This is a genomic window from Candidatus Zixiibacteriota bacterium (assembly GCA_021159005.1).
Taxonomy (GTDB): Bacteria; Zixibacteria; MSB-5A5; order UBA10806; family 4484-95; genus JAGGSN01.
In genome coordinates, this window is the sequence record JAGGSN010000206.1 from 71,325 (window position 1) to 88,584 (window position 17,260).

6 protein-coding genes are annotated in these 17,260 nt (G+C 42.7%); 5 read left to right on the forward strand and 1 reads right to left on the reverse strand.

Features of this window, described 5'->3' with window-relative positions; translation table 11 throughout:
- Nucleotides 1–4: 4 nt before the first annotated feature.
- The 5 genes from J7K40_13525 to J7K40_13545 all read left to right on the forward strand — a co-directional run bounded on the left by J7K40_13525 (nucleotide 5) and on the right by J7K40_13545 (nucleotide 6,446).
- Complete coding sequence (locus J7K40_13525; protein MCD6163415.1) at nucleotides 5–1,477, forward strand: NADH-quinone oxidoreductase subunit M; 1,473 nt, start codon at nucleotides 5–7, stop codon at nucleotides 1,475–1,477.
- 6 nt (nucleotides 1,478–1,483) lie between these two features.
- Nucleotides 1,484–2,086 (forward strand): glycosyltransferase, encoded by a 603-nt coding sequence (locus J7K40_13530; GenBank protein ID MCD6163416.1) that lies wholly within the window; start codon nucleotides 1,484–1,486, stop codon nucleotides 2,084–2,086.
- Nucleotides 2,068–2,625: a glycosyltransferase family 4 protein gene (locus J7K40_13535; GenBank protein ID MCD6163417.1), complete on the forward strand. Its 558-nt coding sequence runs from the start codon at nucleotides 2,068–2,070 to the stop codon at nucleotides 2,623–2,625. Before J7K40_13530 ends, J7K40_13535 begins: the two co-directional genes overlap by 19 nt.
- A 31-nt stretch (nucleotides 2,626–2,656) precedes the next feature.
- Nucleotides 2,657–4,093, forward strand: coding sequence for an NADH-quinone oxidoreductase subunit N (locus J7K40_13540; GenBank protein ID MCD6163418.1), 1,437 nt, complete (start codon nucleotides 2,657–2,659; stop codon nucleotides 4,091–4,093).
- A gap of 352 nt (nucleotides 4,094–4,445) precedes the next feature.
- Nucleotides 4,446–6,446, forward strand: a complete 2,001-nt coding sequence (locus J7K40_13545) for a DUF2723 domain-containing protein (protein MCD6163419.1) — start codon at nucleotides 4,446–4,448, stop codon at nucleotides 6,444–6,446.
- Nucleotides 6,447–6,584: 138 nt separating this feature from the next.
- On the opposite strand, the gene J7K40_13550 is transcribed toward J7K40_13545, so the two are convergent.
- Nucleotides 6,585–17,192 (reverse strand): VWA domain-containing protein, encoded by a 10,608-nt coding sequence (locus tag J7K40_13550; GenBank protein ID MCD6163420.1) that lies wholly within the window; start codon nucleotides 17,190–17,192, stop codon nucleotides 6,585–6,587.
- Nucleotides 17,193–17,260: the final 68 nt, after the last annotated feature.

Consider the following 17,260-nt stretch of genomic DNA (forward strand, 5'->3'; position numbering starts at 1 on the left):
TCAAGTGGATTTTCCAATACTTACTTTTTTAACCTTTTTCCCGCTTTTGGGCATGATAGCAGTAATGCTTTTGCCAAAAAACAGCGACCGTTCAGTCAAATGGACTGCCGTATTCTTTTCGTTTGTTCCTTTGGTTGCCTCCGTTTTTCTTGTAGCAAATTATGATTACACGGTTTCGACAATACAATTCATTGAAAGATACACTTGGTTTCCTCAGGTCAACATTAATTATTTTATGGGTGCTGATGGTTTATCTGTGCCGATGCTGTTTCTAACAGCTTTACTATCATTTATATCGATAATAGTCTCGTTCGGCATCAAAGAGCGAGTGAAAGAGTATTTCGCCTGGTTTTTACTTTTAGAGGTTGGCATGATGGGCGTGTTTTGCGCGCTCGACTTTTTCCTTTTCTATTTATTCTGGGAAATCATGTTGGTGCCGATGTACTTTCTTATCGGTGTTTGGGGTGGTCCAAGACGAGAATATGCGGCTATTAAGTTCTTTTTATATACGTTATTTGGGTCGGTTTTCATGCTGATTGGTATTCTGGCGTTGTATTTCACAACCGGCACGCTTGATATGATGGAATTAATAGCCAACAACTACCTGTATACACGCACTTTCCAGCTCTGGATTTTTGCCGCCTTCTTTATCGGTTTTGCAATTAAGGTTCCTGTCTGGCCGTTCCATACATGGCTTCCGGATGCTCACGTTGAGGCGCCAACCGCTGTTTCGGTGATTCTGGCTGGTATCCTTCTGAAAATGGGAACATACGGCATTCTGCGCATCAGCTATCCAATGTTTCCCGAGGCAACGGTTTATTTTGCGAAATGGATTGCGGTTTTGGGCATGATAGGCATTATATATGGCGCTTTAGTATCGATGGCACAGAAAGATTTGAAGAAGCTGGTGGCATATTCGTCGGTTTCGCACATGGGGTTTTGCTTACTGGGCATGGCCGCCATCAATACGGTGGGAATATCCGGCTGCTTATTTCAGATGTTTTCGCATGGCGTAATTACAGGCGCCCTATTTATTTTAGTGGGCGTAATTTATGATAGAGCCCATACTCGTGAGATTGCCGCTTTCGGAGGGCTTGGCGCAAAGCTTCCGGTTTACACAGGCATATTCGTTTTGTTTGGCATGGCAGCGCTTGGCTTGCCAAGCATGTCCGGGTTTGTTTCCGAGTTTATGATATTTGTTGGTTCGTTTACCTCGGTATATGTTCCCACTTGGATGGTTATAGTATCCGTGCTCGGCGTTATTTTGGGCGCTGCATATATTTTAAGGATGATTCAACATGTATTCCTGGGCAAGTTCAATACTCGCTGGGATGGTTTAACAGAGATCAACGGCCGCGAAATTTTCACTATAGTTCCGCTGGCAATATTAACTATTCTGATTGGCGTATATCCCACAAGCTTGAATATGTTTTTAAAGGCTACAGTGGAAAATCTGGTTAAGCTGATTATAGGTTAATAAGCTATGTCGAGCCAGCAGAGGAAGAGAACCATTTTGGTTATCACTCATCTTTATCCGCGGTTTGAAGGCTGCACGATGGCTCCTTTTCTGGGAATATGGGCGGAAAATTTGGCTAAACAATATAATATGATAATACTGGTACCCCGTCACGAAAAGGCTTTGCCTGAAAGAAACGGTGTTAAGTTGGTATATTTTGGATATTTTTTTAAATCGTTAGAGAAATTTTCATATACATCAAGTCTTTTTGCCAAAGTACGGAAATTTAATATATTGTATCAATTATTAGCAATATTTTATTTTATTAGCTACACCTACAAATGCCTGATTATCGCCAGAGACATGAAACCCGATATTATTCATAGCCACTGGTTTGTCCCGGCTGGCTTAGTTGGCCATATAACATCCGTATTTACTGGCATACCCCATGTTGTTTCAGTATACAGCGATGGTTTTTTAATTAAAACAAATCCGATTTTACGTTTGGTTGCCCGGATAATTTTTAATCGGGCTAAATCGGTTATAGCCATATCGAAGTCAATCAAAGAATATGTTGATTTAATTTATCCCGACGCCGAGGTTGTTTACCCATGCAATCGACTGTTTTAACCGTAGGGCGGTTAGTGCCGCGCAAAGGACAGATTTATCTTATAGATGCGATGCGTAAGCTAGTTGATGAGGGCATGGATTTGAAGCTGGTTATTATCGGTATTGGCCCCGAGGAAAACCGGCTGAGAGAAAGAGCCAAGGGCTTGGATTTTCGCTTGGAACTTATTATAAGCGATGAACAGCTTGAACAAGAATATAAGAACGCCGATGTTTTCGTTCTGCCCTCGATTACAGATGAACAAGGCGAAAAAGAAGGCTTGGGGCTGGTGCTGTTAGAGTCGATGCATTTTAAACTGCCTGTAATAGCTTTCGATAATGGCGGCGTAAGCGAGGTTGTTATTGATGGCTATAATGGCATTCTTCTTCAGGAAAAAGATGTCGATGGTTTAGCTGTCTCAATTAAGAAAGTTTTAACTGATAAAGAGTTCAGTGATAAACTTGTTGAAACGGCATATAAGGATGCGCATAAACGTTTTTCAGTCGAGACGATTGTTAATCAGCAGGCTGAAATATATGATAGAGTATTAGAGCACAGATAGATTGCAATTGTAATAAAGGCAGGATGTTAAAATGGACTTTGCAGATATTAATTTCAGACTGATAGCGCCGGAAGTATTTTTATTTTTATGGTCGTTATTGATTCTATTTCTCGGTATAAAAAAGCAGGATAAAAGCCCTCGAACATTGGGGATATTATCTATTATTGGATTGTTAGCAGCCTTAGCTCTTTCAATGAATACTTCAAGCGGCACTTTCTTCGGACAAACATTTATTGTCGATGATTATGCGCGAGCATTCAAGCTTATTTTTATCCTGTCAGCCGCGCTTACTATAATGGGTTCGATTGATTACATCGCTAAAAGGCTGATTCACCAGGGCGAGTTTTTCTCCCTTCTATTATTATGCACAACTGGTATGATGTTTTTATCATCTGCAGGCGAGCTGATTTCAATGTATGTTGCCTTAGAACTGTCGACAATTTCTCTATATATTCTGGCGGCATACAGGAAGAAAGACTTAAAATCAACCGAAGCAGGCCTTAAATATCTGATTTTGGGAGCTGTCTCTTCCGGAATTTTACTATACGGACTTTCGCTTATCTATGGCTTGACCGGAACGACTGTCATGAGCGAAATCGGCAAACGTCTGTTCCTTGGCCCGGATACAAATCTGGCGACCTATTTTGCTATAATAATGTTTATGGCTGGCTTTGGGTTCAAGCTTGCCGCCGCGCCTTTCCATATGTGGGCACCGGATGTTTACGAGGGTGCGCCGACACCGGTTACTGCTTTCCTGTCGGTAGCATCAAAAGCCGCCGGTTTAACCGCTTTTGTAAGATTATTCTTCGAGTCGCTGTTAATTGCCAAATCCGAATGGGTGATTATCCTCGAGGTTGTAGCGATACTGGCAATGGTGATTGGTAATGTTGTTGCCCTTTTGCAGAAAAATATCAAGCGAATGCTGGCTTATTCATCAATTGCTCAGGTGGGGTATGTTTTAGTTGCTTTAGCGGCTGGAATTGATTTATCGGTTGGTTCCATGATGATATTCTTAATTGCTTACCTGTTCGCTAATATTGGCGCTTTTATTATCGTGATTGCCTTTTCAAATGATACCGGTTCCGACCAGATTAAGGATTATTGCGGCCTTATGAAACGTTCGCCAGTTGCCGCAATTATTATGTCAATATTTATGCTCTCGCTGTCTGGTATACCACCAACAGCCGGTTTTTTCGCAAAGTACTGGCTTTTTGCCGCCGCCGTTAAAGAAGGCTTGTATTGGCTGGTTGTCATAGCTGTTATAACATCCGTAATATCGCTGTTTTATTATATGAATGTCGTTAGAGTAATGATGTTTCATCAACCTGAAGAAAATACGGCCATTTCTCTTTCGGGTATGGTTAAGGTTAGCCTTGGCATAAGCGTTATAGTTGTTTTGATAATGTGCATTATACCCGGCGTATTTTATAATTGGGCATTGAGTGCATCTACAATATTCAGATTTTAAACAGCTGTGATTTCAAGTTGTGTTAGTTCATAGCGGAATGAAAATTGACAGATGCAGAGCGGCAAATAAATTATAAAAATATTCGGAATTATATTGAACATTTAGCATTAATAGCACACCCCTAACCCCTCTCAAGAGAGGAATAATAGCATAGAACTCAGACTGGGGGTCGTATGACCCAGACAGGTCGTAAAATCCAGAGGAGCCTACTGTCTCAGATATGCCGTATGACTGACTTATGATGAACTAAACATTTTTGGGGAAATCCTTATCTCTTTCTTCTTGCTCTCAATATCATATTCCATATATAATATCAAATGATGAATAACGTTGATTCACCGGAAATATGATAATGAAAAAATATGCCGGCCTTATACCCGGACTAATAGCGCTGATAGTATATTATACAACTACCTGCCGTTCTATCTGGATTGGCGATTCGGGGGAATTTTCACTGGCTTTGAAAACTCTCGGTATTTGTCATCCTCCCGGCTATCCATTGTTTACGATACTTGGCAAATCATTCTTAATATTCACATCATTTTTACGTCCAATGTATGCCGCCAATCTGTTTAATACGCTGATTGCAGCGGCGGTTGCAACAACAATATACTACCTTTTTAGACGTTATCTAAATCAATGGCCAGCGATGATATTGAGCCTGATATGGGCATTTACTCCGCTGTTTTGGTCTGAAACTGCCGGGGTTGAGATTTATACTTTCAATATGCTGTTAATTGCTTTAATCTTTCTGGCAATTGAAAGCAATCATAAAAGAAGATGGCTTATAATAGTCTATTTATTCGGTTTGGCAATGACTAATCATCCCTCCGCTTTGGCGATTTTACCGGTATTAATCTACCTTTTTATAAAAGAAAAAATATATAAGCGATGGAATATATACCCTTATTTAATTTGCATACTCATTATTACCGGCAGTATCTATTTGTACTTGCTGGTTCGCTCATCATGCGATCCGCTTTCCAACTGGGGAAATCCGAGTAATATTAAAGCGTTGATTCATCATATGACCTTAAGCCAATACAGCGGCTGGTTGGGATACTCATGGGATAATATTTTAATTAGTATAAAGCTGTTTTTCATTTCGATTATTAAATCATGGTGGTGGATCGGGCTGGTAATGTCGGTAATCGGAACAATTATCGGCCTAATAAAAAGCAGAACTCAAACCATCGGTGTCTTGTTAATGCTGGCGGCGCTATTGTTTTTATCGTCATCACTTCTGGAGGTCAATTATGAGCCGTATAATATTCCTGCATTATTTGCTGCTTTGCTGTTGATGAGCAATGTTTTCGTCTGGCTTGAAAGCTTTTCTTTGTCGTCGCTTGTGCGGTATAGCATATACTCAGCATGTTCAATTGCTTGTTTGATACTGCTTGTTATTAATTACAATACGCAGAACAAATCTGATTATACTCTTTATGAGGATTACTCCAAATATATTCTCGATAGCGCCGAAAGCGGTATCTTGTTTACAGCCGGCGATATTAATTCTTTTGGTACGCTTTACTTGCGTTATGTTGAGGGCTATAGGAAGCAGGTAAAGGTATATGATCGTTCTATAAGGCTCAGCGCTCTTTTAAATGATGCTTCGCAGTTAACCGGCATTAAGTATACTGATTATTACAATGCCAGGTTAGCCATAATAAATAACGCCGCTGAAAACAAGTATCTGGTTAAAAACCATTATGCTTATGAACCAGAGTGGCTGAATATTTCCGAACCATTTTATTCTTATGGGATTTTATATTCCATAAACAACAAGCAGGCTAATTCTCCAAATATTTCAAAATATCCGATTGATTATAAACCGGGGGATGTTTTATCGCGCCAATTGCTTGTTAATCTCGATCTTGCCCGAGGTGAGAAATGTTTAACCGAAGAACCATACGACACGACTGCCGCTTTTGCCGCCTTTAACCTGGCTCTTAACCGCCTGGAAAATGAACCGAGGGCAGTGGTTTTAAACAACCTCGGCATTTATTTCCGAAGCGGCGGTTATCTGGAATTGGCTCATAGAACATATATAAAAGCGCTTGAGAAACCGATAATTACAGCTTCCACACGGCAGGATATAACTTTTAATATCTCAAATCTCTATAAGGATAGAGGCAATAACCATCTTGCTTCGAAAGACTATCATAACGCTATTGGCAGCTATATAAGGGCATTGAATTATGACCCTGATAATACTGACTTGATGCTTAACATCGGTCTGATTTTTAGTCAAATACTAAATGATACTGCTAATGCCTGTATCTATCTGGAAAAGTATCTTGATATAAAACCATCTGATACAAAAGTTCGCAACTTCTTAGATAAAATAAAATAAAAGCAAACGATAGATTTTAGAAAATACCCCTTCCGGTAAAAGGGGTTTGAAAGTGTTTTTATTATAGAGGGAAATAACAATATTTCCCTCTATTAATCTTTGCTTAGTTTGGGTTGCCTTCTAAGCTCTCCAAATACTCTATTTTAGTAATACGAGTTTTTTAATGCTTACATTTTGGATTTCATTATTTGATTTAAGCTTGGCGAAATAAATTCCCGAGGCTGTATTCTTGCCAGCGTCGTTAATTCCGTTCCAGCTTATATAATGATAACCAGCCTTGAGCTGACCGGAAGCAAGTTCCTTAACTAATCGACCGCTGATATCGTAGATATTTAAAGTAACATTATCGGCAACAGGAAGCGCAAACTCAATTGTGGTTGTCGGATTAAATGGATTAGGATAACAACATACAATACTGAATTGTTCCGGCAGCGGAACTTCGCGTTTAAGCAAAGTATTAATCAGACAGCCATTACCATCAGAAAATGACATAAGAGATGGCGTAAGCTTAACGCCCTTAGGCAGCATCATTCTCATAAGTTCGGTGGTTCCGGATTGTATTACTTTGCTTTCGAGATCATAAACGCATAAGCGCATTGACTCATCGTATTGCTTAAGTTCAACTTCCATATCAAGGTCGTTGTTTAATTGTAGATTGCAATCAATGTCTTCCGAAATCGGCAATTCGAGGAGCAAACCGCCAATATTAAATTCGGAGTTGAATTTAATAATGGTCTCGTCATTTTCATTTTGCTCGATAATAAGTTCAACTGGCCTGGTTTCAACCGGTACTAATTTCGGGTTGCTGTTACTGCCATTTACCACATTAATCATAAAAATTAAGTCAGCTACTGTTGCCCTATAGCCGTCTTGGTTAACATCGGATGCCCACATCTGGTTTTCGGTAAATGGATAACCGATAGGATCGATAAGGTGGTTTGCCATAGTCATAGCATCACCTAATTCGAATGGGTAGCGATTCATATTTATATCGCCGATAATAGGATTACAATCGTCCAATACTCGTACCGAACCGCAATAGAGATTTAGCAGGAATGTTCCAAACTGGCTGCTGTCGGGAGCATCACTGCAGCCATCGCCATACCAGACATGATACCCTGTTGAATCGGCAACAGCATTATCATTGATACTTTCTTCATGAAAGAAACAAATCGGTATGCTGATGTCATCCGGGTATTCCTGCGGAACCAGCAAGAATTGCAAGTTTAATATTGGTTCATTGGGATCGATATCGCACAACGGTCCATGATAAACCTGATCGTTTAGATCAGCTATATAACTAAACTTGATAGTACCAGGGCCAAAAATATCATACGTAAAGTGATTATACTCATTGCCAAAATCGAGATTTTCAGTAATCAATGCGTTTTGCAATACTAACACTGATGGATCCCAGTGAATCACCATCGTTAAGCCGCCGATACACACGCAATCATACGTATTAAGATAAATACCGACAGTTCCTGATAGACCCGGCGCAATCATCACATCTTCATCTATGTAGTAATCAATATAGCCAAGAATAGTAAGATTGTAGCCGATGTTATCATCGCAAATTCCATCACAGGCGGTTATAACTACATCGAATTCCATATGCTCGCCGCAGGCAGAATCAGGTACCGTGAAACAGTAAACGCCAAGCCAATATCCCGGTTCATCCACTAATGTTGTGATTTCTCCATAGTTAGCGGTAACGACAATATAGTCGCCGTCGACATCTATAGCCTCCAGAGTATCGCAGAAGTTTTCGTATATACACATTACGGTAAGCGAGTCATTTAAGAATTCGGGACAATTTTCGATTTCAATATCTATCAGAGTAGTGCAGACGCTAACTTCACCGCAGTCATCAATGGCCGTAAGAATGATTGTATTTATTCCGGTATCAGGTAAGAAGCAGACCATCTCTTCATTCGGATAGAATATACCAATGTTGGAAAACGCTGTATCAAGGTTATCTTCATAATCGTGTACATAGAATTCTGACAGACAAACAGTATCAATACTGCCCAATCTTATCTGATCATCCGGAGGACAATTTACCAGCGGAGGAGTATTGAGATTTATTGTTACGTCTGTTGTGCAAACAGCCGCAAGTCCGCAATCATCGATAACAGTAAGTATAAGGGTATTTAATCCCTCAACTGGAGTAAAGCATACCGTACTGCCGACGATAGTGCCTGTATTGACATTAACGTTATTGATGTTGTTATCAACATCGTTATAGTTGAAACCTGAAATACATAGCTCGCTCAAGTCGCATACCGCTATGGTTGTATCATCAACGCAGGTTACCTCGGGAGCGCTATTTACAGTTACAGTGATATTCACAGTTGTCGAACGCGATTTATTTGCGGCACAAACAGCTCCGCATTCATCCTCGCATTCGAATACAGCGGAATAAACACCCGAACCTGAAGTTGTAAAAGTCCAATTTGAACCGTCAAAATTACCATCGCCGCCCGGAAGCATTGAACAGCCAACGAGATTATCATCCTCATCGGCTGCCGAAACAGGGAAGCTGAATGTGGAATCGAAGCAGATGAAGTAGCTATTATCATCCGGCATGCTGCATTCAGGCGGGCTGTTGTAATCGACAGTAATTTCGAGCGTATCTATGCAGGTCTCTCCGCAAGCATCCTCACATTCGAATATTCCCGTATAAACACCTTCGCTGTCAGTTGTGAAAGTCCAGGTTGAGCCGTCAAAACTACCCGGACCGGATGTCTTAGAACAGCCAACGAGGTTATTATCAATATCGGTTGCCGAGATAGCAAAACCGAATGTAGTGTCATCACAAACAAAGAATGATTGGTTATCAGGGATATCGCATACTGGAGGAGTATTGTAGTTAATTATTATAGTAATGCTATCGGCGCAGGTTTCGCCGCATTCATCCTCGCATTCAAATATCGCCGAGAAAGCCCCCTGACCGGTTGTATTGAATGTCCAACTGGAACCGTCAAAATTACCATCGCCCAGAACTTTAATGCAGCCGCTCAGGTTATCGTCATCATCGACGGCTGTAATCGGGATGCTGAATGTTGTATCATCGCAGACAAGATAGGAGGCATCATCAGGCACCTGACACACAGGCGCATCATTAAGGTCAATCGTCATGTTGACAGTACCGATACAAGATTCACCGCCAGCATCTTCACATTCGAATGATGCCCAGTAAATGCCGGAGCCTGAAGTAGTAAATGTCCAATTAGTACCGTCATAGCTGCCCATACCACCGGTAAGAGTACAGCCAACTAAATCGCTGTCATCATCGGTTGCATAAACAGGGAAGCTAAAAGTCGAGTCGTTACATATAAAGAAATAAGCATCATCCGGCAAGTGACATTCGGGAGCATTGTTCATTGTAATTGTTATATTAACAGTGCCCGAGCAAGCAGCGCCGCACTCATCGGTACATTCGAAAGCAGCGGAATATATACCCGAGCTTGTTGCCGTGAAAGTCCACGTCGAACCATCGAAACTGCCAGCTCCCGAAATCATTGAACAACCAACGAGATTGTCATCAACATCAGTTGCTGATACAGGGTAGCTGAAAGTTGAATCACCATAAATATGATGGCTTTCATCAGATGGCAGATTGCAAACCGGATCGCTATTAAGAGATATCGTTATATTCGTGGCACATTGATCAACTTCACTACAAGCATCAGTAACGGTATAAGTTATCGTATTAAGTCCTATTGAAGGTGTAAAGCATACCGAATTGCCGGTTAGAGTGCCATTATCGACCACAATCGATGTTATGTTATCGTCAGCATCGCTGGCCGTAAAGCCCGGCAAGCATATCTCATTCAAATCACAAACAAACATCGAGGTGTCATTCGGACATGAGGCTGACGGCGGACTGTTAAGCACTGCCGTAACATTAACCGTACACTCATCTGTCTCATTACAAGAATCCGTTACCGTATAAGTTATCGTGTTCAAACCAGCAACCGGAGTAAAACATACCGTGCCATTATCCAGAACACCTAAATCAACCTCCGTTGATAAAATATTATCATCAGGGTCGCTGGCGCTGAATCCGGATAGACAAATATCACTCAGGTCGCAGACAAACAACGATGTATCATTCGGACACGATGCTGACGGCGGACTGTTTAATACTATGCCTATTACCGCATCACAGGTATCAGCCTCGCCGCAATCATCAATTGCCACCAGTTTGATAGTGTTATTGCCCTCCACCGGCGTGAAACATATCGAATTGCCAACCAGCGTTCCGCCTATCGCACTGCACGAGGCAAGGTTGCCATCAGGGTCGCTGCATGAGAAGCCCGATATGCAAATCTCATCTAAAACACAAACAAAGATTGTCGTGTCGGCAAATCCGGGGCGGGCATCCCACGGACAGGAAGCTTCCGGCGGGCTGTTGACTGTTACCGTAACGTTAACCGTGCAGTCATCATAATCGCCGCAGGCATCCGTTACCGTGTAGGTTATCGCGTTAAGACCCGCTGTCGGTGTGAAACATACTGTACCGGCATTCAACGTGCCATTATCGACAACCTCCGAGGTGATATTGCCATCTGCATCACTGGAACTAAAGCCCGGCAGGCAGATATCGCTTAAATCACAGGCAAATATCGAGGTATCATTCGGACATGACGCCGCCGGCGGACTATTCAGGGTTACCGTAACATTAGTAACGCATTGATCTGTTTCGCCGCAGGCATCGGTTACCGTGTAGGTAATCGTGTTAAGACCCGCTGCCGGTGTGAAACAAACCGTGCCGGCATCCAAAGTACCTAAGCTGACAGTTCTTGAAGTTATATTATTATCAGCATCACTGTCAGAAAATCCCGGTATGCAGATACTGCTTAAGCTGCAAACAGCTAAAGTAGTATCATTCGGACATGCTGCCACCGGAGCGCTATTTTGAATTACCGTAACATTAGTTTCGCATGTATCGGTTTCGCCGCATTCATCGGCAGCAACCAACTTGATAGTATTTAAGCCTTCAACAGGGGTGAAATGAACAATATTACCGCTTAATGTGCCGCCTATAACTTCGCAGTTATCGAGATTGCCATCAGGGTCACTACATGTGAATCCCGGCAAATAAATATCATGAATATTACATACGAATATTGTCGAATCGCCAGGACATTCGGCAGTTGGCGGATTATTAACATTTACAGTAATATCAGTAGAACAGGTATCTGCTTCGCCGCATTCATCGGTTACGATAAACATAATAGTATTTAAACCCTCTGTTGGAATAAAGCAGGCGGATGTGCCATTTAGAGTGCCGAAACTTACGCTCTTTGAGATGATATTATCATCAACATCGCTGCTAACGAAACCTGATAAACATATTTCGCTAAGATCGCAAACTAACATAGTTGTGTCATCGGGGCAGGCGGCTATCGGCGGGCTATTTAATGTTACATTAACCGTTCGGCTCAAAGTATCAGCTTCGCCGCATTCATCAAGAGCAACCAATTCGATTACATTGATTCCCTCAACCGGCGTGAAACAGATTGCATCACCGCTTAAGGTTCCACCTATTGCTTCGCAAGACAAGAGGTTGTTATCGGGATCAGTGCATGAAAATCCACCTAAACATATTTCATCAAGCTCGCAAACAAACAATAATGTATCACCTGCTCCGGGTCTTCCGCCGCCCCATGTGCAGTTAGCTGATGGCGGGCTGTTTAAAGTAATGCTAATATTAGTTGTGCAAGTATCGCTTTCGCCGCAAGCATCGGTAACGATATAGTTGATAGTATTTAGCCCTGCCGTTGGATCGAAGCATACCGAATTGCCGGTTAGAGTGCCATTATCGACCACAATCGATGTTATGTTATCGTCAGCATCGCTGGCCGTAAAGCCCGGCAAGCATATCTCATTCAAATCACAAACAAACATCGAGGTGTCATTCGGACATGAGGCTGACGGCGGACTGTTAAGCACTGCCGTAACATTAACCGTACACTCATCTGTCTCATTACAAGAATCCGTTACCGTATAAGTTATCGTGTTCAAACCAGCAACCGGAGTAAAACATACCGTGCCATTATCCAGAACACCTAAATCAACCTCCGTTGATAAAATATTATCATCAGGGTCGCTGGCGCTGAATCCGGATAGACAAATATCACTCAGGTCGCAGACAAACAACGATGTATCATTCGGACACGATGCTGACGGCGGACTGTTTAATACTATGCCTATTACCGCATCACAGGTATCAGCCTCGCCGCAATCATCAATTGCCACCAGTTTGATAGTGTTATTGCCCTCCACCGGCGTGAAACATATCGAATTGCCAACCAGCGTTCCGCCTATCGCACTGCACGAGGCAAGGTTGCCATCAGGGTCGCTGCATGAGAAGCCCGATATGCAAATCTCATCTAAAACACAAACAAAGATTGTCGTGTCGGCAAATCCGGGGCGGGCATCCCACGGACAGGAAGCTTCCGGCGGGCTGTTGACTGTTACCGTAACGTTAACCGTGCAGTCATCATAATCGCCGCAGGCATCCGTTACCGTGTAGGTTATCGCGTTAAGACCCGCTGTCGGTGTGAAACATACTGTACCGGCATTCAACGTGCCATTATCGACAACCTCCGAGGTGATATTGCCATCTGCATCACTGGAACTAAAGCCCGGCAGGCAGATATCGCTTAAATCACAGGCAAATATCGAGGTATCATTCGGACATGACGCCGCCGGCGGACTATTCAGGGTTACCGTAACATTAGTAACGCATTGATCTGTTTCGCCGCAGGCATCGGTTACCGTGTAGGTAATCGTGTTAAGACCCGCTGCCGGTGTGAAACAAACCGTGCCAGTAGTTAATGTGCCGTTATCCACTACCTTAGAAGTAATATTATCATCAGCGTCGCTGGCGGTAAAGCCGGCAAGACAAATCTGGTCAAGAGTACAGACAAATATCGAGGTATCATTCGGGCATGAGGCAGCCGGCGCGCTATTATAATCAACGGTAATACTCACGGTTTCTGAACATGTTTCGCCGCATTCATCCTCACACTCAAACACTGCGGAATAAATACCGGCTCCGGTTGATGTGAAGCTCCAGGTTGAGCCGTCAAAGCTGCCATCACCGGATGTTTTTGCGCAGCCGTCAAGATTGTTGTCAACATCACTGGCCGAGATTGAGAAACTAAAGGCAGAGTCGCCGCAAACTAAATAAGTCTCATCATCAGGGACGATGCAAACCGGCGCGCTGTTGTAATTGACTGTAATATTGACCATGCCATAACATGTGGCGCCGCCTATATCCTCACATTCGAATTCGGCAGTATATACACCCGGACCAGTTGTCGTGAATGTCCAAACCGTATCAACCAATGTGCCTGGTCCTGAAGTCTTAGTACAGCCAACCAAGTTTTCATCATCATCGGTCGCCGAAACTATGAAGCTAAAAGTAGTATCATCGCAGACAAAATATGTGGAATCATCAGGCAGATTACAAACCGGGGCGCTATTGTAGTTTACTGTAATATTTAATGTGCCGGAACATGAGGCGCCGCAATCATCCGTACATTCGAATGTTGCCGAATATACACCTTGACCGGAAGTGGTGAAAGTCCAATCAGAACCATCGAAACTGCCGACCCCGCTTGTTTTAGCACAGCCATCTAAGTTGCCGTCAGCATCAGTAGCCGAAACGGGGAAGCTGAAAGTTGTATCGCCAAAAACAAGAAAAGTTGTATCATTTGGTATATCGCAAACAGGGGCAGTATTAAAAGTGATATTAACATTTGTTTGGCAAGAATCGATTTCACCGCATTCATCAGCTACAATAAGCTTAAGCGTGTTATTGCCGGATGCTGGAGTAAAGCATATTGAATTGCCGTTTAAGGTACCGCCAACAGCAGTAGCCGAGGCAATATTGTTATCGGTATCCGAATAGGAAAATCCCGGTAAGCAGATTTCACTGTCATCACAAACAAACAGCGATGTATCATTCGGACATGAAACCACCGGCGCGCTATTTAGAGCGACTGCAACATCTGTTGTGCATTGGTCTGTCTCGCCGCATTCATCGGTTACAGTTAAGGCGATTGTATTTAGACCCTCAGCAGGTGTAAAACAGACTGTTCCGTTATCGAGAACACCCAAGGATACATTTACGGATGATATATTATCATCATTATCGCTGACGTTGAAACCGGGCAGGCAAAGCTCGTTTAAATCGCAAACAAACAGCGAAGTATCACCAGGACAAGCTGCCGATGGCGCGCTGTTTAATCCGACATTTACGGTTCTGGTAAGAGTATCTGCCTCGCCGCATTCATCTAAGGCAACTAACTTAATGGTGTTAATTCCCTCTGAAGGCGTAAAACAGATAGAATTGCCGTCTAATGTACCGCCGATTGCGGTGCAGGAAGCCAGGTTGTCATCGGGATCGGTGCACGAGAAACCGGACAAACAGATATCATTAAGATTGCAGACAAATACTGTCGTATCCCCTACGCCCGGTTTAGAACCGCCCCATGTGCAGTTAGCTGAAGGCGGGCTGTTAAGAGTGATATTAACATCGGTTTCACAAACAACGCTATCGCCGCACTCATCAACTGCAGTAAGAGTAATAGTGTTTAATCCGGCAGCTGGCGTAAAGCAGACAGTTCCATTATCGTAAGTCCCAAGGCTAACATCAATTGAATTTATATTATCATCATTATCACTTACCGTAAACCCGGGCAAGCATATTTCGCTTAGATCACATACGAATAATGAAGTGTCATTCGGACAGCTTACTTGAGGCGGGCTATTTAAGGAAACTGTTACGTCAGTGCTGCATTCGGCAGAATCGCCGCAAGCATCAATAACAGTAAAGGTAATAGTATTTAATCCCACAGTCGGAGTAAAACAAACCGTATTACAGTTTAAGGTACCGATACTAACAATTTGTGATACTATGTTATTATCAGGATCACTAGCGTTAAAACCGGTCAAACATATCTCGTCCAAATCACACATAAACAGCGAAGTATCATCAGGGCATGAAGCTTGGGGCGGCCTGTTTAAAATAACTCGTACGTCGATTATACACGTATCAGCTAAACCGCAATCATCCGTTGCGATAAATTTGATATAATTCAGTCCCACAACAGGCGTAATGCATACGGAATCTCCGCTCAATGTGCCGCCGATTGCTTCACAGGATGCCAGATTATCATCGGGATCGGTACAGTAAAATCCGGGTATGCATATTTCGCTTAAATCGCAGACAAAGTATGTAGTATCACATTTGGCGCCCCAAGGGCAATGAGCCACAGGCGGGTGATTCACACATACTGGAAAAGCATGATGGGCGCCGGGACCGGCTGATGGCGGACTCGAGACCGCTACCTGTCCATCGGATGCAGTTACATAGTACTGGATGCTGTCAGTGCCGCATTCAAGCTCGCTGGCTGGCACATCGCAACAATAGACACTGTCAGTTCGTGTCATATTAACAGAGGTAAAGCTGGCTATATATGAATTGCGATAAAAGAGTTTTACATCCAAATCTTCCTGAGGAGTATCCAAATCAGTTACATAGGCGCAGATTTCAACATCTGTACCCCACTGCTGGCATGTATTGTCAAGGTTTACAGTTTCCGGTGTCCTAACAATTTCCGGAGTTGCGGATTCTTGGCATGAACTTGAATCGCAATGATTGCAAGCTCCGAACTCATCCATACGACATACTGTCATAGTATGCCAATCGCCGTTCTGAATGGTATCCGGGCTATCATAGCAAATATAATACCGGCTGCACATGCGGTACTTAATATCTTCATAAATAAATTCAATATCATCACCGGTAGGAGCATGATAATATGAACCGCCGGTAGCCGCTGAAATATGAATAAGGTATTGCGGGTCAAAACTGCTGCCAAGACTGATAGTATAAACAGGTATACCCGATGTGTTTGCCAAATCGCATATTATAGTTGAGTCGTCCTCCCAGCCATCGGGGTCAGGCGTACCATGCTGCCACCACCAATATGGAGGCGGACCAATCCAGAGACCATCCGGAGTTTCCGAACCGCCGCATAACTGGCTATAGTTCTCCATACCGTCAGAAATAGCAATTACGGCCTTGCTGCCTAATTCGGTAGTAGTAAGCTCTACGCCTTTCCATATACCGTCAAAAACCGCAGTCCAACCGCCAGAGGTTATAGAATTGATTTTTGAATGTAAAAGGGTTTTATCGCTGGTAAAATCCTGAACAACATTAAAACAATTGCCGAATGTAACAATCGCTACTCTATCATAAATATCCATTTCATCAACAAAAGTGTTCGCCGCGGCTTTAGCGGCATTCATCTTACTGCTGCCCATACTGCCGCTAACATCGATAACAAGGCATACCGAGCTTATGCATGAATCAAGGTTCATTTCCTCAACAGTAAATGACCCCGGAGCAATAGGGCTGTCATCTTGAAAAACACAAAAACTATCAGCAACTAAGCCGCTTATAGGATTTCCAAGTGAATCAAGCACATCAACATAGGCGCAGATGTAAGGAAACGCTCCGCAATCAAGCTGTGATATTATTACAGTGTCAGTCGGAGTACAATAAGTGGAAGGCAAATAATCGGGATAATTATTTCTTTCACCAAGTGTTATGCCCCCATAATATGGATCATCCGGTTGATTAATATCATTTGGATCTGCAAATGCTGATATTGTTAACATCAGCGGGAAAACAATGACAAGGTACATTAACAATTTTTTCATAGCCGCTCTCCAACTCCATTTATTGTAATATTTTTTTATCTTAGTATTTGAAAAATGACTTTTAAGTC